Annotated in this window: 29 protein-coding genes; 5 read left to right on the top strand and 24 right to left on the bottom strand. The window is 69.8% G+C overall.

Annotated elements, in window-relative coordinates; translation table 11 throughout:
* The first annotated feature begins 10 nt into the window (after positions 1-10).
* Together ABZV40_RS15920 and ABZV40_RS15915 are read left to right on the top strand one after the other, a co-directional pair.
* Positions 11-1,099 carry an SH3 domain-containing protein gene (locus tag ABZV40_RS15920; protein WP_355440999.1) on the top strand — a complete coding sequence of 363 codons (1,089 nt, stop codon included), beginning with the start codon at positions 11-13 and terminating at the stop codon, positions 1,097-1,099.
* Positions 1,100-1,145: 46 nt separating this feature from the next.
* Positions 1,146-2,018, top strand: a complete 873-nt coding sequence (locus ABZV40_RS15915; RefSeq protein WP_355440996.1) for a 1,4-dihydroxy-2-naphthoate polyprenyltransferase — start codon at positions 1,146-1,148, stop codon at positions 2,016-2,018.
* 6 nt (positions 2,019-2,024) lie between these two features.
* Here the strand turns inward: ABZV40_RS15915 and ABZV40_RS15910 are convergent, their stop codons facing one another.
* The 9 genes from ABZV40_RS15910 to ABZV40_RS15870 form a co-directional block, all read right to left on the bottom strand.
* Positions 2,025-2,426, bottom strand: a complete 402-nt coding sequence (locus ABZV40_RS15910) for a hypothetical protein (RefSeq protein WP_355440994.1) — start codon at positions 2,424-2,426, stop codon at positions 2,025-2,027.
* Entirely contained in the window at positions 2,426-2,875 is a 450-nt protein-coding gene (locus ABZV40_RS15905) for a hypothetical protein (protein WP_355440992.1), read from the bottom strand. The genes ABZV40_RS15910 and ABZV40_RS15905 overlap by 1 nt, the downstream gene beginning before the upstream one ends.
* Before the next feature lie 10 nt (positions 2,876-2,885).
* The gene (locus tag ABZV40_RS15900) at positions 2,886-3,854 is read right to left on the bottom strand and encodes a hypothetical protein (RefSeq protein WP_355440990.1); all 969 of its coding nucleotides are present in this window, start codon (positions 3,852-3,854) and stop codon (positions 2,886-2,888) included.
* Positions 3,851-4,270: a hypothetical protein gene (locus tag ABZV40_RS15895; RefSeq protein WP_355440987.1), complete on the bottom strand. Its 420-nt coding sequence runs from the start codon at positions 4,268-4,270 to the stop codon at positions 3,851-3,853. Before ABZV40_RS15895 ends, ABZV40_RS15900 begins: the two co-directional genes overlap by 4 nt.
* Positions 4,246-7,221 carry a hypothetical protein gene (locus ABZV40_RS15890; RefSeq protein ID WP_355440983.1) on the bottom strand — a complete coding sequence of 992 codons (2,976 nt, stop codon included), beginning with the start codon at positions 7,219-7,221 and terminating at the stop codon, positions 4,246-4,248. Before ABZV40_RS15890 ends, ABZV40_RS15895 begins: the two co-directional genes overlap by 25 nt.
* Positions 7,218-7,523, bottom strand: coding sequence for a hypothetical protein (locus tag ABZV40_RS15885; RefSeq protein ID WP_355440980.1), 306 nt, complete (start codon positions 7,521-7,523; stop codon positions 7,218-7,220). Before ABZV40_RS15885 ends, ABZV40_RS15890 begins: the two co-directional genes overlap by 4 nt.
* A 53-nt stretch (positions 7,524-7,576) precedes the next feature.
* On the bottom strand, positions 7,577-8,620 hold the full coding sequence (locus tag ABZV40_RS15880) for a PLP-dependent cysteine synthase family protein (protein ID WP_355440977.1): 1,044 nt from the start codon (positions 8,618-8,620) through the stop codon (positions 7,577-7,579).
* Between the two features lie 71 nt (positions 8,621-8,691).
* A complete protein-coding gene (locus ABZV40_RS15875; protein WP_355440974.1) occupies positions 8,692-8,961 on the bottom strand; it encodes a DUF4229 domain-containing protein in 270 nt (89 codons plus the stop codon).
* Positions 8,962-8,965: 4 nt separating this feature from the next.
* Positions 8,966-9,430 (bottom strand): Lrp/AsnC family transcriptional regulator, encoded by a 465-nt coding sequence (locus ABZV40_RS15870; RefSeq protein WP_355440971.1) that lies wholly within the window; start codon positions 9,428-9,430, stop codon positions 8,966-8,968.
* Between the two features lie 197 nt (positions 9,431-9,627).
* Between ABZV40_RS15870 and ABZV40_RS15865 the strand changes: the two genes are divergently transcribed.
* Positions 9,628-9,834, top strand: a complete 207-nt coding sequence (locus ABZV40_RS15865; RefSeq protein WP_030473853.1) for a BldC family transcriptional regulator — start codon at positions 9,628-9,630, stop codon at positions 9,832-9,834.
* A 58-nt stretch (positions 9,835-9,892) separates the two neighbouring features.
* Positions 9,893-10,060, top strand: a complete 168-nt coding sequence (locus tag ABZV40_RS15860; RefSeq protein WP_355440968.1) for a hypothetical protein — start codon at positions 9,893-9,895, stop codon at positions 10,058-10,060.
* A 62-nt stretch (positions 10,061-10,122) separates the two neighbouring features.
* Here the strand turns inward: ABZV40_RS15860 and ABZV40_RS15855 are convergent, their stop codons facing one another.
* From ABZV40_RS15855 to ABZV40_RS15840, 4 genes are all read right to left on the bottom strand, one after another.
* Positions 10,123-11,355, bottom strand: coding sequence for a MinD/ParA family protein (locus ABZV40_RS15855; RefSeq protein WP_355441106.1), 1,233 nt, complete (start codon positions 11,353-11,355; stop codon positions 10,123-10,125).
* A 205-nt stretch (positions 11,356-11,560) separates the two neighbouring features.
* Positions 11,561-12,493: a c-type cytochrome biogenesis protein CcsB gene (ccsB, locus tag ABZV40_RS15850; RefSeq protein ID WP_355440966.1), complete on the bottom strand. Its 933-nt coding sequence runs from the start codon at positions 12,491-12,493 to the stop codon at positions 11,561-11,563.
* Positions 12,493-13,983, bottom strand: coding sequence for a cytochrome c biogenesis protein ResB (locus tag ABZV40_RS15845; RefSeq protein WP_355441103.1), 1,491 nt, complete (start codon positions 13,981-13,983; stop codon positions 12,493-12,495). The genes ccsB and ABZV40_RS15845 overlap by 1 nt, the downstream gene beginning before the upstream one ends.
* Positions 13,984-14,024: 41 nt before the next feature.
* Positions 14,025-14,801 carry a cytochrome c biogenesis CcdA family protein gene (locus ABZV40_RS15840; RefSeq protein WP_355440963.1) on the bottom strand — a complete coding sequence of 259 codons (777 nt, stop codon included), beginning with the start codon at positions 14,799-14,801 and terminating at the stop codon, positions 14,025-14,027.
* Between the two features lie 129 nt (positions 14,802-14,930).
* Between ABZV40_RS15840 and ABZV40_RS15835 the strand changes: the two genes are divergently transcribed.
* Positions 14,931-15,929, top strand: coding sequence for a M64 family metallopeptidase (locus ABZV40_RS15835; RefSeq protein ID WP_355440960.1), 999 nt, complete (start codon positions 14,931-14,933; stop codon positions 15,927-15,929).
* 75 nt (positions 15,930-16,004) lie between these two features.
* Here the strand turns inward: ABZV40_RS15835 and ABZV40_RS15830 are convergent, their stop codons facing one another.
* The 11 genes from ABZV40_RS15830 to ABZV40_RS15780 form a co-directional block, all read right to left on the bottom strand.
* A complete protein-coding gene (locus ABZV40_RS15830) occupies positions 16,005-16,562 on the bottom strand; it encodes a TlpA disulfide reductase family protein (RefSeq protein ID WP_355440957.1) in 558 nt (185 codons plus the stop codon).
* On the bottom strand, positions 16,559-17,188 hold the full coding sequence (locus ABZV40_RS15825; RefSeq protein WP_355440954.1) for a histidine phosphatase family protein: 630 nt from the start codon (positions 17,186-17,188) through the stop codon (positions 16,559-16,561). Before ABZV40_RS15825 ends, ABZV40_RS15830 begins: the two co-directional genes overlap by 4 nt.
* On the bottom strand, positions 17,185-18,480 hold the full coding sequence (hemL, locus tag ABZV40_RS15820) for a glutamate-1-semialdehyde 2,1-aminomutase (RefSeq protein WP_355440951.1): 1,296 nt from the start codon (positions 18,478-18,480) through the stop codon (positions 17,185-17,187). The genes ABZV40_RS15825 and hemL overlap by 4 nt, the downstream gene beginning before the upstream one ends.
* 11 nt (positions 18,481-18,491) lie before the next feature.
* Positions 18,492-18,845, bottom strand: a complete 354-nt coding sequence (locus ABZV40_RS15815; RefSeq protein WP_355440948.1) for a hypothetical protein — start codon at positions 18,843-18,845, stop codon at positions 18,492-18,494.
* Between the two features lie 5 nt (positions 18,846-18,850).
* Positions 18,851-19,270, bottom strand: a complete 420-nt coding sequence (locus ABZV40_RS15810) for a DUF3093 family protein (protein ID WP_355440945.1) — start codon at positions 19,268-19,270, stop codon at positions 18,851-18,853.
* Complete coding sequence (locus ABZV40_RS15805) at positions 19,270-19,911, bottom strand: hypothetical protein (protein ID WP_355440943.1); 642 nt, start codon at positions 19,909-19,911, stop codon at positions 19,270-19,272. The genes ABZV40_RS15810 and ABZV40_RS15805 overlap by 1 nt, the downstream gene beginning before the upstream one ends.
* Complete coding sequence (locus ABZV40_RS15800; protein WP_355440940.1) at positions 19,908-20,306, bottom strand: hypothetical protein; 399 nt, start codon at positions 20,304-20,306, stop codon at positions 19,908-19,910. Before ABZV40_RS15800 ends, ABZV40_RS15805 begins: the two co-directional genes overlap by 4 nt.
* Positions 20,303-20,746, bottom strand: coding sequence for a hypothetical protein (locus ABZV40_RS15795; protein WP_355440937.1), 444 nt, complete (start codon positions 20,744-20,746; stop codon positions 20,303-20,305). The genes ABZV40_RS15800 and ABZV40_RS15795 overlap by 4 nt, the downstream gene beginning before the upstream one ends.
* A gap of 9 nt (positions 20,747-20,755) precedes the next feature.
* A complete protein-coding gene (locus ABZV40_RS15790; protein ID WP_355440935.1) occupies positions 20,756-21,268 on the bottom strand; it encodes a hypothetical protein in 513 nt (170 codons plus the stop codon).
* Positions 21,253-22,227 carry a porphobilinogen synthase gene (gene hemB / locus ABZV40_RS15785; RefSeq protein WP_355440932.1) on the bottom strand — a complete coding sequence of 325 codons (975 nt, stop codon included), beginning with the start codon at positions 22,225-22,227 and terminating at the stop codon, positions 21,253-21,255. Before hemB ends, ABZV40_RS15790 begins: the two co-directional genes overlap by 16 nt.
* Positions 22,228-22,303: 76 nt before the next feature.
* Positions 22,304-23,836 carry a bifunctional uroporphyrinogen-III C-methyltransferase/uroporphyrinogen-III synthase gene (locus ABZV40_RS15780; protein ID WP_355440929.1) on the bottom strand — a complete coding sequence of 511 codons (1,533 nt, stop codon included), beginning with the start codon at positions 23,834-23,836 and terminating at the stop codon, positions 22,304-22,306.
* Between the last annotated feature and the right edge of the window lie 12 nt (positions 23,837-23,848).

Raw genomic sequence — 23,848 nt, 5'->3', positions numbered from 1 at the left:
GGGTTTTCTCATGCGCTACCTGTTACCGCTGGTCGCCGGAGCCGCCTTGGTGGCCGGACTGGCGTCTCCTGCCCAGGCGGCAACCGGCAACGAGTGGTCCGCCGACCTGCACCACAGATCCGTCTCGTGGGGCGGCTCCCCGCGGATGGGCCTGGTCGAGCTGGAACCGCACACGCTCGCCCGTCCCGCCAACACGGTCACGGCGGTGGTGACCGGCGATGGCGTCGCCGACGTGCGCGGTCTGCGCCCGGACGGTCAGTGGACCGAGTGGATGGAAGCGCCGGCCACGTTGCCGGTGACCACCTCGACCGTGCAGACGCGCGTGGTTTTGAACAGTGGCAAGGCAGAACGCGTACAGCTGACCGCCACCAACACTCCCGCCGCGGCTGACGTTTCCGTTGCTGCCGCTGGACGTGCGTACCGCGTCTACGCGACGCGCGAGGGTCTTGTCGGTGCCACGACGGCGAACGGCCACACGATCCGTTCACGCGACCACTTCGTCGCGCTGCCGTCACGGCGTGGCTTGGCGCCCAACAACTCCGGCAGCTACAGCGTGCAGTTGTGCGCGTCGAACGGCCGTTGCGAGTGGGCGCCGGTGTGGGACGTCGGCCCGTGGAACACCAAGGACGACTACTGGAACCCGTCCTCGACTCGGGAGATGTGGAAGGACCTGCCGCAGGGCAAGCCCGAGGCGCAGGCCGCGTACGAGGACGGCTACAACGGCGGCAAGGACCAGTCCGGCCGCAGGGTCGCGAACCCCGCCGGCATCGACCTGGCCGACGGCACGTTCCTGGACGGCCTCAAGCTGACCACGAACTCGTGGGTGACCGTGACGTACCTGTGGACCGGCTCCGGTCCTGTCGGGACGGTCCGCACGTCCGCGGCCAACGGCACGGTGAACGTCCGCAGCGCCGCGAACTCCGATTCCTCGCAGGTCGGTCTGGCCGCGAACTACGCCCAGGTCAGGGTGACCTGCCAGCTGACGGGCGAGTCCGTGACGGGTACGCAGGGCACGTCGAACGTCTGGTACCGCATCGCGTCCGGCAAGCACATCGCCAAGGCGTACGTCGCCGGCGTGAGCGGAGCGACCAGCTGCTGATGCACCCCTCGGCGGGTCCTCAGCGGCCGTGACGGAGGATGGAGGCATGGCCTCAGCCGTCCAGTGGATCCAGGGGACCCGCCCCCGCACGCTGCCGAACTCGATCGCGCCTGTCATCGTCGGTGCGGCGGCGGCGCACCACATCGACGAGTTCAACGCGCTCTACACCGTGCTGGCGCTGGTGGTCTCGGTCGCGCTGCAGATCGGTGTGAACTACGCCAACGACTACTCCGACGGCATTCGCGGCACCGACGACAACCGGGTGGGGCCGTTCCGGCTCACCGGTTCCGGTGCCGCGACGCCCGCCTCGGTCCGGTTGGCGGCGTTCGTCTCGCTCGGGGTCGGCGCACTGGCCGGGATCGCGCTGGTGGCGCTGTCCGGACACTGGTGGATGATCGCGTTCGGCGCCGTGTGCATTGCCGGGGCGTGGTTCTACACGGGCGGCAAACGTCCGTACGGCTACGCGGGGCTCGGCGAGATCGCGGTGTTCCTGTTCTTCGGCCCGGCCGCGGTGCTGGGCACGATGTACGTGCAGACGGGTGAGATCACCGGGATCGGCATCGGCGCCTCGATCGCGATGGGGTCGATCTCGGCCGCGGTGCTGGTGGCGAACAACCTGCGCGACATCCCGACGGACGCGGTGGCGGGCAAGCGGACCCTGGCCGTCGTGCTGGGCGACAAGGACACCCGCAGGCTCTACCTCGCGCTGGTGGCCGTGCCGTTCGTGATCGCGCTCGGGATGACCGTGCGGGTGCCCTACGCGTTGCTCGGATTCCTCGCGGCACCGGTGTTGCTGCCCGCCGTGCGCCGGGTGGCGGCCGGACGCGGTGGTCGCGAGCTGATCCCGGTGCTGCAGTTCACCGGGATCGCGATGCTGGCGTGGTCGGTGCTCGTCAGCGTCGGGCTGGTTCTCGGCTGACCGCGGTCACCACGCGTCCTCGGTGAACTGGGTCGGCGGTTCGTCGTCCCGCCGCACGGGCCTGCGGGGAGGCGGCGGAGGGGCCGTCTCGCCCTTGATCAGCTCGTCGAGCCTGGCGCGGTCGGCGTCGAGTGCCTGGCGCACAAGGGGATCGTGGCTCGCCTCGCCGGTGAGCACCTGACGCCAGCTGAGCCCGGCGCCGCGGGCGATGCGGTCGGCCAGCTGGCGCATCGCCGGCGAGGCGTCGCCCGACCTGGCGAACTGCATCACCCTCCGCACGTCCTCAGTGGACGGTTCCTTGCCCTTGAGGCCCTGCTGGGCGGACCGCATCGCGCGGTCGGACTCGGCGACAGCGCTCGTCAGGAAGTCCTCCGCGGCCAGGACGTCCGGTGTCCGCCAGACCGTCATCACCACTTGTCCTCCGCGAACACGTCGGGGTCGGTCTCGTCGCCGTCGTCACCCCGGCCTCTGCGCGGGCCCTGCGCGTTCATGATCTCGTCGACGGTCATGCCCTCCTGCAGCATCTGGAACGCCTGCTTCATCTTCTTGACGTTCTCCTGCTGCACGGCCTGCACGTCCGGGTCGTCCGCCGCCTTGCCGGAGACGACGTCCTCCCACGTGAACTCGCCCGCGTCGACCTTGCGCTTCAACGCCTTCAACTGCTCGGGCGCGTCCCGTTCCTGCGCGGCCCGCTCGACCTGCTGGGCGATCGCCTTGAAGTCCACCGGCGGAATCGGCGGCAGCGGCGTGTCCTTGAGCCGGTTGGCGAGGTCCTGCGCCTCCTTGAAGCGCGCGTCGACCTGCGCCTCGGCCGCGCGCAGCTCCGGCGTCTTCCAGCTGTCGTTGGGCGTGGTCATCGTTTCTCCATCAGTTCGACCCGAAAAGCCCGCGCCGGATCGGCCGGATCTCGTCGCGGACGTCCGCGAGCTCACCACGCGGCACGACCGTGCGCCACTGCCGGAAGTCCACTTCGGTCAGTCCGAGCTGCTGCGCGATCTCGTAGTTCTCGCCCAGGAAGTGCAGCACCGCCTGGTCGCCCTGGATGCCGATCACCTCGAACTCCGCACCGCGGAACGTGCAGAGCAAGCGCTGGTGACCGAGCTCCTCGACGGCGGCGTCCGGCACCTCCAGCACGCCCTCGACGAAGTCCTGCGGCGCCGGCTGACCGGCGAGCGGGTGCAGCACCAGCACGCCGGGCCGCTGCCCGAAGTCGACGTCGAAGCTCTGGCCGCGGAACGTCGCGACCAGTCCACGCCGGACGGTCGGCCGCAGCGCGACCGGGGCCTGCCAGAACCTCCCCGGCCCGAAGCCCACGTCGCCGATCGGGTACCAGCCGATCTGGCGGTGGATGTACTTGCCGACGCTGCGCCCTTCACCGTTCGGCTCGAACCGCCACAGCTCGGTGCCCGCGGGCAGCTCGGCGAGCTCCATGACGTACTCGGGAATCGGCTGGGCGCTCGGCGTGTAACCGGTGCCGGTGAACGGCACGGGGTAGACGCGGGTGGTGCCCATCTTCTGCGCGCCTTCGAGCGTGGGACCGCCGAAGCTGGTGTCGAAGAGCTGCGTGGTGTGCGCCAGGAACCGCAGCACGTACTGCGTGCCCTTGGGCCAGCCCTCGACCTTGTCGACGCCGAACGTCTCGGCGAACTGGTCGGCGGTGCCCTGCGGGAAGTCCTGCCCGCGCGTGACGAACCCGGCGGTGCGGTGCGGCTCGAACCGGCCGGGGACCACGACGTTGCCCAGGTAGAGCTGCGCGACCGCGGGGTGCACGATCTTCTGCAGGATCGTCTCCGGCCCGATGCCGGCCGCCTTCTGCACGGCCTGTGGGGTGCTCATCCCGGGTTCTTCTCCTTCCACCGCGCCAGGTGGTCGGTGCGGTCGACCTGCACGTCCTCGAGCTCGTCGGGGTCGAGAACCTTGTGGTAGCCGTTGTACGGGTCGCCGTCCAGACCGTTGTCCTCGGCCCAGACCTGCGACGGCCCGACGTAGTCCGCCCCCATCGTGCCGTCCCGGTTCGGGTGCAGGACGAACGGCTGGCCACGCCACTTCCCCGTGAACTCGTCGCGGTACCAGGCGTCGAGCTCGCTGATCGGCACCAGCTTCCGCCGGATCTCCTCCCGCTGCTCGAAGCCCTCGTCGTTCGCGTAGGTCTCGCCGGGGATCTGGACGATCCAGATCTTGTCCTGTTCCCTGGCGCCCGCGAAGTACGTCTCGCCCCGGTACTCGATCACTTCACGGGTGTGCTGGACCACGACGCCTCATCCTCCTTCAGCTGGTACCAGCCGAGACCCTTCTCGTACACGGCGTGCAGGCGTTCCTTGCCGTCCCGCACCTCCCAGATCTCCGCGCGGTCCGGCAGGTCGGCGGGCTTGGCGACCCACTCCGGCACCCCGCCGCCGGTGTACCCGGTGCCCGTGAACGGATCCCTGCCGCGCTTGGGCTCGGCCGCTCCACCGGCATCGGCCATCTGCTTGGCCGACGCGTCGTAGTGCGCCTTCTCCTGCGGCGACTGGTACTCGCGGTGCTCCTGACCGGGAGTGGGCGGCCGGCTGAAGTCGCGATCCGACTTCTCCGGCCCGCCGAAGGGGATCGCGGCCTTCGCGGCCTGGTCGTCGGTGAGGTGGTAGCGCAGCTGCATCGCGGACTCGGCCTTGTCCTTGATCGGCGTCCAGCCCTCGCCCTTGTCGTCCAGCGCCAGCCCCTCGCGCAACGCCATCGGCTTGTTGATGTCGTGCACGTCCTCGGCCCTGGCGATCGACCCGGCCACCATCCCCTGCCGGCGTGCCGCGTCGGTGGTGGGGTCGTCGTGCTGCTTCAGGTAGCCGTCGACCGCGTTCTGGTGCAGCACCTTGGTGACCAGGTCACCGGACTCGACCTTGATCTGGTTGCGGACGTGGGCCACCTCCTGCGCCTCGCTCGGGCTCAGGTCGGTGGACAGCCGCTTGCTCAGCTCGACGTACCGGTCGCGGTCCGCCTGGTTCGGGTAGATCTGCTCGAGCTGGTGGTGGTAGCCCTCACCCGACGCCGCCATGGCCGCGTGGTCGAAGGCGGGCGTGAGGTCGTGCCCCTTGGGCGACCGCGGGGTGTCGTCGCCGCCCTGGCCGCCGTCGTGCCCGTCGTGGGTTTCGTGGCCGCTCTGGGTTTCGTGGTTGGTGTGGGCGTCATGGTTGGGCTGGTCGTGCTTGGGGTCCACGTCGTGACCGGCCGGGGTGGGGTCCGGGTGGTCTTCGTGGTGCTTGGCGTCGCTGGGGTTGGTGTCGTGGTCTTTGCCGTCGGTGTCGTGGTGGCCGCCGTCGTGCGGGGTGGTGTCGTGAGGCTTCGGATCGTGCGGATGCGAGGTGGACGGGTCGTGCGGCGTGCCGCCTGAGCCGTTGGACGTGGTGTGGTCCGGACCCGCGCTGGGACTCGGGTGTCCCGGAGGCGACGGCAGACCGCCACCCGTGCTCGGGCCGGGGTGTCCGGGCGGCGACGGCAGGCCGCCGCCGGAGTGCGGGGCTGGGGCCGTTGCCGTGCCTGAGCCGGCGCTCGGGTGGCCGGGAGGGGTGGGCAGGCCGTTGCCGGAACCACCCGGCGCCGGGTGGCTGCCCGAGTTCGGAGGCGTCGGCAGGCCGTTGCCCGAGCCCGGTGCCGGATGCGTGCCCGTCGAGCCTGGAGCGGGGTGCGTGCCACCCGAGCCCGATGTCGGGTGAGTGCCCGCCGAACCTGGCGTCGCGTGCGCGCCAGCCGCGCCTGAACCGGACGGCGGCGTGGGCAGCCCCGAGCCGCCAGGGCGCGAACCTCCAGCGCCGGAAGGCGTGTTGGCGTGGCCCGGCGGGGTCGGCAAGCCCGAACCCGCGCCGCCGTGGCCGGGAGGCGAGGGCAGGCCGCCGGCCGACGGCTTCGCCTGACCCGACGGGGTGCTGGACGAGCCGGTCGGCCACGCCGAGCCGGCGGAGGAGCCGGGGCGGGAGCCCGAGCTGCGGGTGGAGTCGCCACCGCCGCCTGCCATCGGAGGCGCACCCATCGGCATCCCGCCGACGACCGGGGTCGACTGGTGCGACGGTGGGGCGGTCGCGGTGGCCGCGCTCGCGGCATGGGTGGTGTCGACGTGCGGGGTGGCAGCTGGGGAGCCGTGGCCGCCGCTGGGAACACCCGGAACACCGCCAGAGCTGCCGTGCACGGCAGCCGGCACAGCGCCCGAGCCACCGGAACCAGAGCCCGAGCCCAGCGTCGGCGGCGCGGACACCGCGGGACCGGTGGCTGCGGCGGCGTGGGTGGCAGGGGCGTCGGCGCCGTGCACGACGGGCGGGGCCGACACGGGCGCGCCGCCCGGTGCGACGGAGGTGACGGCCGCCGGCTTGGTCTCGTCGGCGGTACCGGGTGGGGTGTAGACCTCGCGGACCTTCGAGCCGATGTCGTGGCCGCGGTCGGCGATCTCGGTGGCCGAGTCCTTGATGGACGTCATGTCGTCGCGGATGTCGTTGACCGAGTTGCGGACGTCGCGGCCCGCCTCGGCCACCTCCTGGGTGGCGTTCATGGCCTCGGCGAGGGAGTTGGCGTCCTTCAGCTTGCCGATGGCGGAGAAGACGCGGCCCACGGCGTCGAAGAGCGACTTCACGTCGGCGATGAGCTTGTGGACCGTGTCGATGATGTCCATGACACGGCGGTAGATCTGGTAGGCGTTCCAGACCATCTCGGCGGCCTTGATCCAGCCGGCCAGGGGGATCCAGACGGTGGCCGCGGCTTCCAGCAGCTTGTTGACCAGGTAGTCCAGCAGGCGGGCGGCCTGCTTGCCCAGCGCCTCCGCGCCCGAGGCGACGGTGTCGAAGCCCTTCGCGATGAGCTGGGTGACGCCCATCTCGGCGAACAGGGCGGCCTTCCAGCCGAGGGCGATGTACTTCTCGTGGGCGCGGGCGGCGTCACCGTCCCAGTGCGCGCGCACCTTGCCGACGGCGTCGGTGAGGTTGTACGAGACGTCGTTCATGGCGTTGCCGACCATGCGCCACGCGTCGCCGTCGGCGCGGATCTTCGTCCAGTCGCCGGTGATCGGCGTGATGATCGTGGCGACCAGGGACTCGCCGGTGACGGCCTCGAAGACCCAGTTGACCGCCTGCACGCCCCAGCCCTGGTCGGCGAGGACGTCGTTCAGGGAGGCGCTGTTGACCTCGGGCTGCTTCAGGGACGCGGCGACCGGGCGCGGGTCCCGGTAGGTGGTCGCGCTCACTTCAGGATCCCGTTGAACATCGCGACGTGGGCCTGCTCGACGGCCTCGTAGACGTGTGCCGTCGCGTCCACCGCCGACGCCGTGCCCTCCAGCTTGGACTTGCCGAAGTCGAGCGTCTCGTCGAAGAGCGCGCGCACGACGTCCACGCCCGGCTGGAGCAACGTGAGCAGGCCGGTGAAGCCCGCCTTGTCGCACGCCGTGGCGTGGACGTACTTGCGGATCGTCTCGAACTCCTGCGCCTCGGTGCGCAGATAGTCGGCGTACGCGCGCAGCTCGGCGGCGTCGGTGAACAGCGACGACACGGGTCCCCCTGCGGACTCAGGTGCTCAGGTCACGCTGTGACGCAGGACGCTCGTCACCAGTTCCCCGTGCGGTGGAAGTTGTTCAGGCGGTCAAGACACGGGTCGAGATCCATGTCCTGTGCAGCTACCCATGAGTCGTCGTAGTAGGTGTTCGCGTAACGCTCGCCACCGTCGCACAACAGAGTCACCACGCTCCCGCGCGTGCGAGACTGCCTCATCTCGGCCACGATCTGGAACGCTCCCCAGAGATTCGTCCCGGTCGAACCGCCGACCCGCCGCCCGAGCAGTTCCTCCACGTACCGGATCGTCGCCACGGACGCCGCGTCCGGCACCTTGATCATCCGGTCGATCACCTGGCCGACGAACGACGGCTCCACCCGCGGCCGTCCGATGCCCTCGATCCGCGACCCGCGCGAGCCCACCAGCTCCGGCGCGCTGTCCCGCCAGGCGTCGAAGAACACCGAGAACTCGGGATCCACCACGGCCAGGCGCGTACCCAGCTTCTGGTAGTGGATGTACCGGCCGATGGTGGCCGACGTGCCGCCCGTGCCGGCGCCGACCACGATCCAGTCCGGCTCGGGCGAGGGCTCCAGCTTCATCTGGTCGAAGATCGACTCGGCGATGTTGTTGTTGCCGCGCCAGTCCGTCGCGCGCTCGGCGTGCGTGAACTGGTCCATGAAGTGACCGCCGAGCTCGGTCGCCAGCCGCCGCGACTCGTCGTAGATCGCCGACGGTTCGTCGACGAAGTGGCACTTGCCGCCCTGGCGCTCGATCAGCGCGACCTTCTCCGCGGACGTCGACCGCGGCATCACGGCGATGAACGGCAGCCCCAGCAACCGCGCGAAGTACGCCTCGGAAACCGCCGTCGACCCGGACGACGCCTCGATCACGGGGGTGCCGCCGGTGATCCAGCCGTTGCAGATCGCGTAGAGGAACAACGACCGGGCCAGCCGGTGCTTCAACGAACCCGTGGGGTGCGTCGACTCGTCCTTGAGGTAGAGGTCGATGCCCCAGTCGAGCGGGAGCGGGTAGCGCAGCAGGTGGGTGTCCGCACTGCGGTTCGCGTCCGCCTCGATGATCCCGACGGCCTCGCACACCCAGTGCCTGGTCCTGCTGCAACAACGGTCAAGAGAAGTACTCACAGCGGCACGATAACCGCAGGTGAAGGCTACCCCTGGGTAAGAGGACCTTCGTCACCACGCAGCTCGGCGCGCAGCTTGGCGCGCTCGGCCTGCCGCACCGCCTGCCGCTCGTTCAACCCGACCGCCACCCGCTGTCGCAGCCCCTTGAACAGGAACAACGACGCCGGCAGCGCCACGACCACGCCGACGGCCAGCGCCGGGAGCAAAGGAACCTTGAACAGCATGAGCGCGCCCGCCACCACCGCGACGAGACCGAGGCGGGCGAGGACGTAGAGCGTCACATCTCTGGCGAGCACCCGTTCAGGTTACGTCGCCCTCGTCGTCACCGGTGTTCGGCCGCCCCTCGAAGCGCGTGGACAGCACCACGGTCGTGCGCGTGCGGGCCACGCCGGGGATGCGCCGCAACCGCCCGAGAGAACGCTCCAGGTCGTCCACGGTGGCCACCCGGACCTTGACGACGAACGACTCGTCGCCGGCCACCCGGTAGCAGGACTCGACCTCGATGAGCTCGCTCAACGCGTCCGCGACCTCGTTGTCGTCCGCGATGTCGGTGGGGTGGATGCCGATCAGCGCCGTGACGCCCAGACCGACCGCGCTGGGGTCGACGACCGCGTGGTAGCCGACGATGACACCGCTGGACTCGAGCTTGCCGACGCGTTCGTGCACGGCGGAGGCGGACAGGCCGACCTGCCTGCCGAGCTCGGCGTACGTGGCCCGGCCGTTGGCGCGCAGTGCGGCGATGATCTGCCGATCAAGAGCATCCACCCGCGACACCCTATGCCTTGCCGCACGCGGGGCGCTCCCGTGCTCCAGGAGCGAACGAAAGCTCCCCGCGTGCACTCAAAGCATGTCCGGTTCGCCCTGGTCGTCCCTTACTACCTCTTTACCAAAAAACAAGCGTTCGAGTACCTGATGGGTCAGATGCCACGATCAGACCGGAACGTCTGATCTGAGGAGGACGAGTGACTGCAGCCACCGAGCGGCTCTTGACGCCTGGGGAAGTCGCCAATCTGTTCCGGGTCGACCCGAAGACCGTGACCCGATGGGCCACCGCCGGTCGCATCGGCTCGATTCGCACGCCAGGAGGACATCGCAGGTTCCGTGAGACCGAGGTGAAGGCTCTGCTGTCGGAGCTGACGACCGAGGCAACTGAACCCGTCCGCCACTGAAACCGTAGTTACCCCTAGTGCCGCGGGTAATCTCGTGGCAAAGGGAGGTGGCGACCAGATGATCTACCTGCTGGCGGTGATCGGCGCGCTCACCGTGGCTGTGCTGGTGTGGCGGGCCTTCGCCCCACAGCATTCGGAGTACACGCCGGGCCGCAAAGTGATCGCACCTGACGACGACCCGGAGTTCCTGCGCAAGCTCGACGAGCGGCGCAAGCGCGGTGAGTGACGGAGAAAAGGGGCCCTGACCTCAGGGCCCCTTTCGCCACGTGAGCAGTGCGAACAGCCCGGCTACGAGTTGGGGAAGTCGTCGGCGACGACCGCGCCGAGTTCCAGCAACGCGAGCCGGGTCTCCGGCGCGAGCCGGTCCAGCGCGATCTCCGCGCCTTCTTCGAGGTGCTCGTCGAACGGCAGCCGCACCACCGCGCGGCACCGCTGCTGGAAGTGCGCGGCGAGCTTGTCGAGGTCGACCTTGCCCGACTTCGGGCGCACCGAGTTGATCACGCAGACGGACTTCGCGACCAGGTCGCGGTAGCCGTGCGCCTCCAGCCAGTCCAGCGTCGCCGCGGACGTCTGCGCGCCGTCGACCGAGCCGGACGACACCAGCACCAGCTGGTCCGCCTCGTCCAGCACGCCCTTCATCGCGGAGTGCATCAGGCCGGTGCCGCAGTCGGTGAGCACGATGTTGTAGAAGTGCTCCAGCAGCGCCACGGTGCGGCGGTAGTCGTCCTCGCTGAACGCCTCCGACACGGCCGGGTCCTGCTCGGACGCCAGCACCTCCAGGCGAGCCGGCGACTGCGAGGTGTACGCGCGCACGTCGCTGTACTTGGTGATCCGCGGGGCGTCGCGCAGCAGGTGCCGCACGGTCGCCGTGGTCTCCCGCGGGATCTTCAGCGCCAGCGTGCCGCGGTCGGGGTTCGCGTCGACCGCGATCACCCGGTCGCCGCGCAACGACGAGAACGTCGAGCCCAGCGTGGTCGTCGTCGTGGTCTTGCCGACACCGCCCTTCAGGGACAGCATCGCGATCTTGTAGCACCCGCGCAGCGGCTGGTTGATCCGCGCGATCAGCTCGCGGCGGCGGATGTCGGCCGGGCTCTCGCCGAGGTTGACCACACCGCCGGTGACCGCGTGCAGCGACTTGCGCCAGCCGGAGGCCGGCGGCCGCTTCTCCTTCTTGATCAGCTGCTGCGACGAGACTTCCTGCGCCTGCGAGCGGTACGGCTGCTGCGGGAAGTTGTTCGGGTACTGGGAACCGGCGAACTGGCCGTACTGAGCCGTGTTCTGGGGCGCGTTGTGCGGTCCGGACTGGCCGCCGCCGACCGAGTAGTTACCCGACTGGCCGCCGCCGACCGAGTAAGCACCCGACTGGCCGCCGCCCACCTGGTACGGCCCGGAGCCCTCGACCGAGTACGCGCCGGACTGCGAACCGGGCACGTGGTAGGGGCCGGAAGCCTGGCCGGGCACCTGGTACGGGCCGGACTGGGGACCGCTCACGTTGTACGGGCCTGACTGACCGCCGCTCACGTGCTGCGGACCGGACTGCTGCGGGTCGAGGTAGGCCGCCGCTTGCGGGTCGACGTGCTGCGGGCCGGAGCCCTGTTCCTCACCCGGTGGTTGCCAATTCACCGCTGTGGCCCTCCCTGAGCAAGGAGGATCGAGCCTTCCCCGACCCCCAGGATGCGACGGTACGCAACCGATGCCGGTTCCATCGACCTGGGGGCTCAAGTCGTTAGAGACCCGCGTACGAATGCAACCCGCTGGTGACCAAGTTGATGAAGAAAAGGTTGAAGACGTTCAGCGCGAAGCCCACGACGTTGATCCAGGCGGCCCCGCGACCACGCCAACCGGCCGTCGCGCGCGCGTGCAGATACGCCGCGTACACCACCCATGAGACGAACGCCACGGTCTCCTTGGGGTCCCAGCCCCAGAACCGGCCCCAGGCGGCCTCCGCCCAGATCGCGCCGCAGATGATGCCCGCGGTGAACAGCGGGAACGCCAGCACGGTCGTCCGGTACGACATGCGGTCGAGCACGTCGGCGGACGGCAGCCTCGGGAAGCGGTCCGCGTAGGTGTCCTTGAGCAGGTAGAGCATCGACGTCACGCCGGGGATCAGCAGCACGCCGGACGAGATCGAGATCACCGAGACGTGGATCACCAGCCAGTACGACCGCAGCGCCGGCTGGACGGGCGCGGACTTCGCGTACAGGACGGTGCCGCCGAGGAACAGCAGGACCAGGATCGGCGTCAGCACGAACGCGCCGAGGCGGCGGATCGGGAACTTGGCCATCAGCACGATCCACGTCACCACCGCGGCGAGGCACAGCAGCGACATGTACTCGTACATGTTGCCCCAGGGCGCACGCCCGGCGGACAGTCCGCGCATGACCAGCGAGCTCAGGTGCAGCAACGCGCCGAGCACCGTCAGCGCGGCGCCCATGCGGCCGATGCGTTCCGGCTTCGACAGCTCGGTGCGGATCCCGGACGGCTCCGGCTCGATCGTGCCCGGCACCGGCGCACCGGCCCCGACCAGCGCTTCAGCCTTGCGCGGGGCGCGGGCGAAGGCCTGCTCCACCGCGTACAGCATGATCGCGAAGAGGTAGACGCCCAGCGCGCTGCGGTACAGCCAGTCGCTGAAGGTCGCGAGTGTCTCGTTGACCGGCATCAGGACTTCTCCCTGTCACTTTCCGCACTGCTCAGCACCGCGCGGGCGAGCCGCGTGAACTCCTCGCCGTATCCCGCCTGGTCGGTGCGGGCCAGGCCGCCGACCTCGACCAACGTACGCCCGTCGTCCTGACCGGTCGCACGCACCCACACCCGGCGGCGCTTGACGGTCAGCGAGACCCCCAGGCCCAGGATGATCAGGATGGCGAACACCAGCACGTACCCCTGGGTGGGGTCGTGCGAGACCTGCAACGACACCCAGTCGCTCACGGAGTCGAAGCGCACCTTGGTGCCGTCGTCGAGCGTGAGTTCCTCGCCCAGCGCGAGGTTCTTGCGCGCGACCTTCTGCAACCGGCCCTGCTCGACCATCTTCTGGTCGATCGAGAAGATCGACTGACCGCGCCCGTCGTCCACGCCCAGATCACCGCGGTACACGTCGACCGCGACCATCGGGTTGTTCAGCGCGGGGAACTTCGAGCTCAGGATGCTGCCGTGCAGCAACGGTGTCGGCGCCAGCAGACCGGTCACCGCGATCTGGCCCTTGCGGCGCTGCTCCGAGTCCGTCACGCCCGGCGGGTCGAACTTGGTCGCGCCCTCCGAGGCCAGCGTCAGCTGGTCGGTCGGCAGCCACTGGATGCCCTGCGTGCGCTTCTCGCCGTTCGGGAACGTCACCGTGAACGTCGGCGTGTAGCCGTGGCCGAGCAGGTAGAGCCGGTCGCCGTCGGTCCGCAACGGGTGGTTGACCTGCAGGTTGAAGGGCCGCCACGTGTTGGAGTCGAGGTCGGCGCCGGACTGGTAGCGGATGTCGGCCCGGTATCCGACGGGCTGACCGTTGTCGAGGTAGTCGGCGGTGAACTTGCCGATCTCGACGCAGAACGGCGTGAGGTCCGTGCCGTCGACGCGCAGCCCCGGCCGGAACTGGTCGTAGTTGAAGATGCCGCCGTTGCAGAACTGGCCGCCGTTGGCCTGGACGATGACCTGGCCCTCGTAGCTGAACATCTTGCCCAGCGCGAACGACACCAGCAGCCCGAGCAACGCGAAGTGGAAGACCAGGTTGCCGGTCTCGCGCAGATATCCGCGCTCGGCGCTGACCGTGTCGCCGCCCGCGTCCATCCGCCAGCCGCGCATGGCCTTCTTCGCCCGCCCGACCGCTTCTTCCGGCGTCACGTCGAGCACGGCCTGCGCGTGGTGCGGCAGCCGCGACAGGTTGCGCGGCGTCAGCACCGGACGCGCGCGCATCTGCTTGAAGTACTCCCACGTGCGCGGCAGCAGGCAGCCCACGAGCGAGGTGAACAACATCAGGTAGATCGCGGCGAACCACGGCGTCGCGTAGACCTCGAAGAACCCGAGCTTGAGCAGCAGCTCGCCCCACCAGCCGTGCTGGGCGACGTAGTCGTCGACCTTGGCCGAGTTCAACGACCGCTGCGGCAGCAACGCGCCGGGCATGGCCGCGAGCGCGAGCAGGAACAGCAGGGTCAGCGCGGTCCTCATCGAGGTGAGCCCGCGCCACGTGTTGCGGAGGAAGGCGATCACTAGAGCGGCAACTCCACGACGTCGACGAACGAGTAGCGCAGCCACCCGACGAACTCTGCCCACAGCCCGGTGACCAGCGCGATCCCGACACCGATCAGCAGCACGCCACCGAAGATCTGCACCTGCCGCGCGTGCGAGCGCAGCCACTTGGTCACGCCCAGCGCCCACCGCGCGCCGAGCGCGAGCACCACGAACGGCAACCCGAGCCCCAGGCAGTAGGCGAGCACCAGCACAGCACCACGCGCCGTGGAAGACCCGATCTCGGTGCTGCGCGCCACGGCCAGCACCCCGGCCAGCGTCGGCCCGAGACACGGCGTCCACCCGAGCGCGAACACCGCCCCGAGCAACGGGGCCCCGACCAGCCCGGCCTTCGGCTTGGCGTGGAACCGGACGTCCTTCTGCAGCGCGGGAACGAGCCCGATGAACACGAGTCCCATCAGGATCGTGACGACGCCGCCGATGCGCTGGAACAGATCAGCGTTGAGCAGCAACGCGTCCGAGGCCCCGAGGATGGTCATCGAGGCCAGGACGAAAACCACCGTGAACCCGAGCACGAACAGCAGCGAGGCCCCGGCCACCCGCCACCGCCCACGCTTGGCCGGTTCGTTCGCCTCGACCCGGGGCGCCTCGGCACCCACCAGCCCGGCCAGGTAGGCCAGATAGCCGGGCACCAGCGGAACCACGCACGGGGAGGCGAAGGAGATGAAACCAGCGAGCAGAGCAACCCCGGTGGCCAGCAGCAACGGCCCGGAGATCGCCAGATCGGTGGGGTTCACACACCTCAGAGTAGGTAGTTGCCCACATCACGCGCCCACCGGTGTCACCTTTTGCGTCCGCCACACCACCCCCGAAGTACCGACCAATGCCGCCTTGTGGGTGATCAGGCGCTTGCCTAGCGTCATCGCATGCAACGTTCCCGGCTGATCCTCCCTGCGCTCACCGCGACCGCGCTGGCCCTGTTCGCGCAGGTACCGACCGGTGGCGCTGCCCCGGCGATGGAGTGGCGCGAGGTCTTCAACGAAGACGGCTCCATCACCCAGGCCCTCACCCCGAAAGCACCAGCGGAAAGAACGACAACAGGCCTGAGATCCCTGGCCACCGCCAACGTCACCCAGATCGCGGGCGACGACCGCCCCTCCTCCGAACGCTTCGACCTCGTCTTCGTAGGCGACGGCTACACCGCGGACGACCTCGCGACCTACGCCGCCAACGTCCAGAGCAAGTGGGACGAGCTCTCCGCCGTGGAACCCTTCCGCGAGTACAAGTACCTCTTCAAGGTCTGGCGGGTCGACGTCATCTCCAACGAGTCCGGTGTGGACCACGACCCGACCAAGGGCGTCCTGAAGGACACCGCCCTGGACATGGGTTTCTGGTGCCAGGGCCGTGATCCCAACACCGAACGCCTCCTCTGCGTGAACGAGGCCAAGGCCAAGGAGTACGCCGCCCTGGCCCCGGAAGCCGACCAGGTGATCGCCCTCGGCAACACCTCGAAGTACGGCGGCGCGGGCGGCTCGGTGGCCACCGCGGCGGGTTCCAACGCCCAGTCGGGCCAGATCGCGGTCCACGAGCTCGGTCACTCCATCGGCGGCCTCGCCGACGAGTACGAATACCCGTACGCCACCTACACCGGCGCCGAACCGCGGGAAATCAACGTCACCGCGGACCCGACCGGCGCCAAATGGGGCACCTACCTGGGCCAGGACTCACCGGACGGCGGCGTGATCGCCCCGGTGGAAGGCGCCCGCTACTACAAGAACGGCCTGTACCGCCCGACCGCCAACTCGATCATGCGCACGCTGGGCAGGGAGTTCAACCTGATCGGCAGGGACGCCATGATCAAGGCCTTCAAGGCGAAGGTCCAGTCCCCAGCCACCGCAGCCGCACCGCCCGCCGCCGCTCGCTGACCCGCACGCGGGGCCCTTCCGTGCGCCAGGAGCGAACGAAAGCTCCCCGCGTGCTTTTTGAAGCACCCGTGTGGGTTACTCCTTGGCGAGGTCGTCCAGTACGGGCTGGACGTCGGAAGCCAGTACCGGAACCAGGAAGACCGCCGCCACCTTGTGGTCCTTGTCGACCACGAAGGTGGACGGCACGACGTTCGCCGGAACTCCCTTGAACACGTTCACGAAGCTGCGGGACGAAGCGTCGTAGATGGACGGGTAGGTGAGCGACCGGTCCTTCATGAAATCCCGGGGGTGGTCCTTGGCCGTCTCCTTGACGTCGACACCGATGACCTGGTGCCCCGCGGCGAACAGCTTCTGCATCTCGGGAGCCTCGGTCCGGCAGGGCCCGCACCAGGCTCCCCAGACGTTGATCACCACGGGCTTGCCGGCGTAGTCGGACAGCCGAATGATCTTGCCGTCCTCCATGAGGGACTCCCCTTCGAGCCCCGTCAACGGCTTGCGGTCGGCACCCGAGTACCGGATCTTGACCTGCCCACCCGGCGCCACGAGGTAGAAGTCCCCGCCGCCGACCTGAGTGGCGTCCTTCCCCACCGAACACCCGGAGACGAGCAACAACAAAACCAGCAGCCGCTTCATGCCCCGGTCACCCGAGGGTTGGTGGCGTCGACCGGTTCCGAGTAGGCGATTCGCACCAGCTGCTCACCCTCGAAGATCAACGACGTCAGGGACGCCAGCGAGCACTCCCGACGACGAGGGTCGTGCCACATCCGCTTGCCCTCCAGGAACCGGCGAACGGTCCAGATGGGCAGCTGGTGCGAGACGCAGACCGCCTCGTGCCCTTCCGCCTCGGCACGGGCCTTCTGCACGGCCCCGAGCATCCGGTGGGCGATGTCGATGTACGGCTCGCCCCACGACGGCTTGAACGGGTTGACGAGCTTGCCCCAGTGCTGAGGCGACCGCAGGGCACCGTCGCCGACCGCCACCTTCAAGCCCTCGAACTGGTTGTCGGCCTCGATCAGCCGCTCGTCGGTGGCCAGCTCCAGCCGGTGCGAGTCGGCGATCGGGGCGGCGGTCTGCTGGGCTCGCTCCAACGGCGAGGCGACCACGTGCACGATGTCGTGGTCGGCGAGGTGCTCGGCCACGGTCAGGGCCTGCTTCTGCCCGCGCTCGGACAGCTTGAAGCCCGGGATGCGGCCGTACAGGATGCCGGTCGGGTTGTGCACCTCACCATGGCGGAGCAGGTGGACGACGGTGCGGGTCACTGGCGGGCCTCCTTGGCGGCGCGGGCCGCGTGCGGCAGCGCGTCGGCGATCACGGCGAACTCCTCTTCACCCATGGCGGCGTTCACGAACCACGCCTCGTAGGCCGACGGCGGCGCGTAGACGCCTCGTTCCAGCAGAGCGTGGAAGAACGGCGGGAAGCGCCACGTCTCGGACGCCTGCGCGCCCGCGTAGTCCTTCACCTCGGAAGAACCGAAGAACACGCTCACCAGGTTCCCGGCGAACTGCACGCGGTGCTCGACGCCGGCCTCGGTGAGGGCGGCGGTGAACAGCGCGCCCAGCCTGGAAGCGTTGCGGTCCAACGCCGTGTAGACCTCGTCATCGGCCGCACGCAGGGTCGCGAGGCCCGCGGCCACCGCGACGGGGTTACCGGACAGCGTGCCCGCCTGGTACACCGGGCCGGAGGGGGCGAGCCGGGCCATCACGTCCGCGCGGCCGCCGAACGCCGCCGCGGGCAGGCCACCCGACATGACCTTGCCGAACGTGTAGAGGTCACCGCGCACGCGCTCCAGGCCGAACCAACCGGCGCGCGAGACGCGAAAGCCCGTCATGACCTCGTCCATGATGAGCAGCGCACCGGAGGCATTGCAGATCTCGCGCAGCGCGGCGTTGAAGTCGGGACCGGGTGCGACGGCGCCCATGTTGCCCGCCGCCGCCTCGGTGATGACGCAGGCGATCTCGCCGGGGTTCTCCGCGAACGCCTTCCGCACGGCCTCGATGTCGTTGTACGGCAGGACGAGCGTGTCGGCGGCCTGCGCGCCCGTGACGCCGGGCGAGGTCGGCAGGCCCAGGGTCGCGACGCCGGAGCCCGCCTGGGCGAGGAGCGCGTCGACGTGGCCGTGGTAGCAGCCGGCGAACTTGATGATCTTGCGACGCTCGGTGAAGCCGCGCGCGAGACGGATCGCGCTCATCGTGGCCTCGGTGCCCGAGTTGACCAGGCGGACCTGGCGGACCGGTTCGACCCGCTCGACGAGTTCGGCGGCGAGCTCGATCTCACCCTCGGTCGGCGTGCCGAACGACAGTCCCGACGCGGCCGCCTTCTGCACCGCCTCCACAACGGACGGATGGGCGTGCCCGAGGATCATCGGCCCCCACGAGGCCACCAGGTCGACGTACCGGTTGCCGTCCGCGTCCCACAGGTGCGGGCCCTCGCCGCGCACCATGAAGCGCGGGGTGCCGCCGACGGAGTGGAACGCCCGCACCGGAGAGTTGACCCCGCCGGGGGTCAGCGTCGACGCGCGCTCGAACAGGGCCTGGGATCGACTCGCAGTCACGTACCCCAGTCTCACACGTCGGGTTCGACGGCTTTCTGCGGCCGGGTGCGCACGGCCAGCACGACCTGCCGCACCACGTCGAGCGCGAGGATCACGGCCAGCGTGAGCGCGCCGACCGACGTGCCGATCCAGTTGCCGTGGTAGCGCGTGGAGATGAACGGCTCGTGGCCTTCGAGGAGGGGGTAGGCGAGCTTGACCACACCCCGGTTCCAGCACCACACGGCGAGCCACGCCAGCAGGACGATCGCGACGACCTCGCCCGCGGCGACGAGCCACCGCTTGGGCTGGTGCAGGCTCGCACCGGCGGGTGGCGCCGTCTCGGACTCCTCCACCGCGGTCTCCGGCTCAGTCACGGCCTCTGTCACGTTGCTCACCCTCTCACGACCCGGCGCAGGGCGGCGAGCAAGGCTTGCGGATCGCGTGCCCACGCCAGCACCACGGTGCCGTCGAGCAGGCGCAGCGGCACCGCCGTCGTCCCCTTCGGCACCGACCACCCGCCACCGAGCACCCGCGCGCCCGTAGGCGCACCGACGTCCCGGCAGGCCTCGATCATCGCCACCGGCAGCTTCTCCCGCCCGAACTGGGCCTCCTCGGCCGTGAGCGCGACGCTGCCGGTCTTGGCCCTGCCGTACACCCACAGGACCGCGCAGAGCGTCAGCCCGAGCCCCACGATCGTCCACAGGCCCGCGGACGCCGGTCCGGTGGCGAGCTCGACCAGGTAGCCCGCGACGGCGAACGCCGGTCCCCACAGGAGCGGCCACCAGCTGCTGCCGGACTCCCGGTACAGCACTACCGCACGAACTTGTTCGAGGCCGGCAGGAACTGCAGCACCACGGCCGCGACGATCAACCCGATCACGACGATGCTGATCGTCACCGCCGGCTGCCACACCTGTGCCGCCAGTGCGATCAACAGGACCGCGATCATCGTGAGGAACCCGAGCACACCGAGGATCGTCAGCAGGATCCGCGCCCAGTTCTGGCCGTTGCGCAGCACGATCGCGAACGCCACGTACGGCGCGGCGGCCACGAGCATCGCGAAACCGAACATCAGCGCCATGGCCCGCACGCCGAACTCGCCCGCCTTGCGGTCCTCCGCGCTGATGATCGAGCCGTCGTGGTTGAGGAAGTAGTCGGTGTTGCTCAGCAACATCACCGGGACCACCGCGACGGAGAGCACCGCGCCCGCGATCCAGATCCACATCGCGGCGGTGATCGTGGCCGGCCGCGCCGGCGCCAGCTCCTGCGGCAGCGCGGGTGCGAGCGGTGCCATCGCGAAGCTCGCCTGACCGACGTGGCTCACCTGGTACTGCCCCGTCGCCGGGTAGGCCGGGTAGGCCGGGTAGGCGCCGGCGGGGTTCTGCCACTGCACGTTCTGGTCCGGGCTCGCCCACGGGTTCGGGTCCTGGGGCGGGTTCTGGGGATCTGTCACTGCTCACGCACCTCCGCCAACCACTGTGCCGTAGCGGGCTGCCACGTGAAGATGACCGCGACGCAGATGAGCAGCAGAGTGACCAGGTTCGCCGCGCTGATGCCGAGGACCAGCAACCACAGCATGTGCCCGATCGCGACGAACGACAGCGAGATCCGCGCCCAGGCCCTGCGCCGCAGGAAGGTGCGGGTCAGCCAGGCGTAGAGCGCGGAGAAGAGCACCGCGACGACCGTCAGCGCCACCAGGAACGTCGTGACCTCACCGGACGCCCTGCCGCTCAACCGCTCGATCTCGCCGCGCTGGAACCACAGCCCGATGGCGGTGAACAACACGAACACCGCGATCGCAAGCCACAGACCGACCGCGATCCGGACCTGCTTCGGAGCGTCGTTCACGACGTCTGCTCGTGCTCGGCCAGGTAGTCGCTCGACTGGCGGAAGTAGAACAGCACCAGGCCCGCGATGGCGACCAGCGCGGTCACCACGCCGAGCGTGTTCGTGATCATCTGGAAGAACAGCCCGATCAGCAGCGCGATCGTCAGCCCGGTGCGGCTCTTGCGCAGACCGGCCTTCACCTTGCCCGCGAACCAGATGCCGAGCGCGGCGAGCACGACCGTCACGACGAGCGAGACGACCAGCAGGCCGTTGACCGTCGAGGCGATCATGTCCGGCGTGATCTTCGGGTCCTTGTTGCCCTGCACGGCCGCGTCGACCAGCTGCTGTTTGTTGAGCAGCACGTACAGGGCGGCCAGCACGCCGAGGGCGGAACCCGCCACGACGAGCCAGTAGCCCGCGGTGATCGTGCCGGGAGTGCCCGATTCCTTCGGAGACGTCACGGTCGGAACTTAGGACCGCGGGGAGTCGCTGTCCACCGTGACGCGCGTCCTGAAATGCGACGACACGCGATACATCAGCACCATCGCCGTGGTTTCCAGGACCAGCGTGACGAACGTGACGGCGAGGTCGACCGGCCGCATCTCCACCCCGAACCGCGCCGCGACGCCGCTGCCGAACAGCACCAGCCGGAACAGTCCGAACCCGACGGACGCGGCACCGAGCACCGTCAGCACGACCCTGGCCCAGTTGCGCCCGCGTGCCATCGCGTTCGCCAGCCGCGTGTACAGGACGAGAACCACGACCGCGATCAGCAGTCCGAACAGGATTCCGCCGTTCACGCCCGCGTCGATCTGGTCTTGGCCGAGCACGGGGTTCTGCCGGCGCGCCTCCGCCACCAACATCTCGCGGTCGAAGAGCTCCGCGACGAACCGCCCCATGCCGACGCACGCGCTGGTGATCCACAACCAGCGCGCGACGTTGATCAGCTCCGGAACAGGGGTCTTGGTTACCGGTCGAGCCACCGAGCGGCTTCCACTGCCCAGTACGTCAGCACGATGTCCGCGCCGGCCCGCCGGATGGACGTGAGCGACTCCAGGATCGAGCGCTCGCGGTCGATCCAGCCGTTCTGGGCGGCGGCCTCGATCATCGCGTACTCGCCGGAGATCTGGTACGCCGCAACGGGAACGTCCGAGACCTCGGCGACCGAGCGCAGCACGTCCAGGTACAGCAGCGCCGGCTTGACCATGACCATGTCCGCGCCTTCGGCGAGGTCCAGCTGCACCTCGCGGATCGCCTCACGGCCGTTCGCGGAGTCCTGCTGGTAGGTCTTGCGGTCGCCGGAGAGCTGCGACTCGACGGCGTCGCGGAACGGGCCGTAGAACGCGGAGGCGTATTTGACCGAGTAGGCGAGGATGCCGGTGTCCTGCAGGCCCGCCTCGTCCAGCGCGTTGCGGATGAAACCGATCTGGCCGTCCATCATGCCGCTGGGGCCGACGACGTGGGCACCGGCGCGTGCCTGGGCCACGGCCATCTCGCCGTAGACCTCCAGCGTCGCGTCGTTGTCCACAGTGCCGTCAGCGGCGAGCACGCCGCAGTGGCCGTGGTCGGTGAACTCGTCGAGGCAGCAGTCCGACATCAGCACGGTGCTGTCGCCCAGTTCCGCGCGGAGGTCGCCCAGCGCGGCGTTGAGGATGCCGTCCGGGTCGGTGGCGCCGGAACCGACGGCGTCGCGCTCGGCAGGGACACCGAACAGCATGATGCCGCCGACACCGGCCTGCACGGCCTCGACGGCGGCCTTGCGCAGCGACTCACGGGTGTGCTGCACGACGCCGGGCATGCTCGCGATCTCCGCGGGCTCGGCCAGGCCTTCCTTGACGAACATCGGCAGCACGAGCTGCCTCGGGCGCACCTCGGTCTCGCTGACCAGACGGCGCATGGCGGGCGTCGTGCGCAGACGCCTCGGCCGGTGAAGTGGGTACACGGCGGACTCCCTGTCGCGAGAGAGTCGAAGGGGCCACTCAAAGGATCTTGAGTGGCCCCGACGGCTTCACTTGATTCTAGCTGCGGCGCAGACGCTTGGTCTTGCGCGGAGGAGGCAGCGCTCCCTCGGCGCGCAACCGGGCTGCGTGTGCGGCCAGCGCGTCGACCAGCGCGGGCACGTTCGCCTCCTCGGGCTGCACGTCGACCCGGAGGCCGAACTCCCGCGCCGTCTCGGCGGTCTGCGGGCCGATGCACGCGACGAGCGTGCGGGCGTGCGGCTTGCCCGCGATGCCGACCAGGTTCCGCACGGTCGACGACGAGGTGAAGCACACCGCGTCGAAACCACCGGACTTGATCATCTCGCGGGTGTCGGCGGGCGGCGGGGCCGCACGCACGGTGCGGTACGCCGTCACGTCGTCGATCTCCCAGCCACGCTCGCGCAGGCCCGCGGCCAGCGTCTCGGTGGCGATGTCGGCCCGCGGCAGCAGCACGCGGTCGACCGGGTCCAGGATGTCGTCGTAGGGCGGGAAGTCGTTCAGCAGGCCCTCGGACGACTGCTCACCCGACGGCACGAGCTCGGGGATGATGCCGAACGAGCGGACCTTCGCGGCCGTGGCCTCGCCGACGCAGGCGATCTTCACGCCGGAGAACGCGCGGGCGTCCAGGCCGAACTCGCGGAACTTCTCCCACACCGCGCGGACGGCGTTGGTCGAGGTGAAGACGACCCACTGGTAGCGGCCGTCGACCAGGCCCTTGACCGAGCGCTCCATCTGCGCGGGGCTGCGCGGCGGCTCGACAGAGATGGTCGGCACCTCGACGGCGATCGCGCCGTGCGAGTGCAGCCGCTCGCTCATCGCGCCGGCCTGCTCCTTGGTCCGCGGGACCAGCACGCGCCAGCCGTACAGCGCCCGCGACTCCCACCAGGAGAGCTTCGAACGCGCGGCGGCGGCGGCACCGACCGTGACGACCAGCGGACCGTTCAGGTCACCGGCGTCCGCGGCGACGGACGCCAGCGTGGTGTCGATGGTGCGCTGCTGGAAGCCCGTGCCCTCGGCGGTCACGGCGACCGGCGTCTGCGGCGCGAGGCCGTTCTCGACCAGGTTCGACGCGGCCTCGGCGAGGTGCGAGCCCGTCGCGTGCAGCACGAGCGTGCCGGGCGAGGCGGCGAGGCCGGCCCAGTCGCTGACCGTGCGCACGTCGACCTCGGTGTGCACACCACCGAGCGCGACACCCGCGTAGGCCGGGACGGCGGTGCCCGACGGCACGCCGGGGACGACGTCGAACGGGATCGCCGACTTCGCGACGGCCTGCGCTTCCTTCACGACCGAGTCGAGCGTCAGCGGGTCACCCGCGACGAGGCGAACGACGGTGGCACCGTTGCGGGCCTCGTTCACCAGGTCCTTGGCCACGTCGGCGGACTCGCCGACAGCGGGGCGAACCTCGACTCCCTCGGCCACGGTCGCGAGGACGTCCGAGGGGACGTCCGGGTCGGTCACCACGAGTTCGGCCCTGGTGAGCAAGTCGTGGGCCCGGACCGTGAGCAGCCCGGTGTCGCCTGGGCCGGAGCCCACGAAGGCGATGCGTCCGGGGGTCTTGCGTGCGCGGGTCATCAGGGCACTCCC

The sequence above is a fragment of the Lentzea sp. NPDC004782 genome (assembly GCF_040609115.1).
In the GTDB taxonomy this organism is placed as follows: domain Bacteria; phylum Actinomycetota; class Actinomycetes; order Mycobacteriales; family Pseudonocardiaceae; genus Lentzea.
The sequence above is the reverse complement of the archived record's forward strand: the minus strand, read 5'-3'. Positions and strand labels throughout refer to the sequence as shown.

What these genes read in the sequence shown, in the direction of transcription:
- ABZV40_RS15920 (WP_355440999.1), top strand. Translation starts at nt 11, where the DNA reads ATGCGCTACCTGTTACCGCTGGTCGCCGGAGCCGCCTTGGTGGCCGGA.
- ABZV40_RS15915 (WP_355440996.1), top strand. Translation starts at nt 1,146, where the DNA reads ATGGCCTCAGCCGTCCAGTGGATCCAGGGGACCCGCCCCCGCACGCTG.
- ABZV40_RS15910 (WP_355440994.1), bottom strand. Translation starts at nt 2,426, where the DNA reads ATGACGGTCTGGCGGACACCGGACGTCCTGGCCGCGGAGGACTTCCTG.
- ABZV40_RS15905 (WP_355440992.1), bottom strand. Translation starts at nt 2,875, where the DNA reads ATGACCACGCCCAACGACAGCTGGAAGACGCCGGAGCTGCGCGCGGCC.
- ABZV40_RS15900 (WP_355440990.1), bottom strand. Translation starts at nt 3,854, where the DNA reads ATGAGCACCCCACAGGCCGTGCAGAAGGCGGCCGGCATCGGGCCGGAG.
- ABZV40_RS15860 (WP_355440968.1), top strand. Translation starts at nt 9,893, where the DNA reads ATGATCTACCTGCTGGCGGTGATCGGCGCGCTCACCGTGGCTGTGCTG.
- ccsB (WP_355440966.1), bottom strand. Translation starts at nt 12,493, where the DNA reads ATGCCGGTCAACGAGACACTCGCGACCTTCAGCGACTGGCTGTACCGC.
- ABZV40_RS15845 (WP_355441103.1), bottom strand. Translation starts at nt 13,983, where the DNA reads ATGAGGACCGCGCTGACCCTGCTGTTCCTGCTCGCGCTCGCGGCCATG.
- ABZV40_RS15835 (WP_355440960.1), top strand. Translation starts at nt 14,931, where the DNA reads ATGCAACGTTCCCGGCTGATCCTCCCTGCGCTCACCGCGACCGCGCTG.
- ABZV40_RS15830 (WP_355440957.1), bottom strand. Translation starts at nt 16,562, where the DNA reads ATGAAGCGGCTGCTGGTTTTGTTGTTGCTCGTCTCCGGGTGTTCGGTG.
- ABZV40_RS15780 (WP_355440929.1), bottom strand. Translation starts at nt 23,836, where the DNA reads ATGACCCGCGCACGCAAGACCCCCGGACGCATCGCCTTCGTGGGCTCC.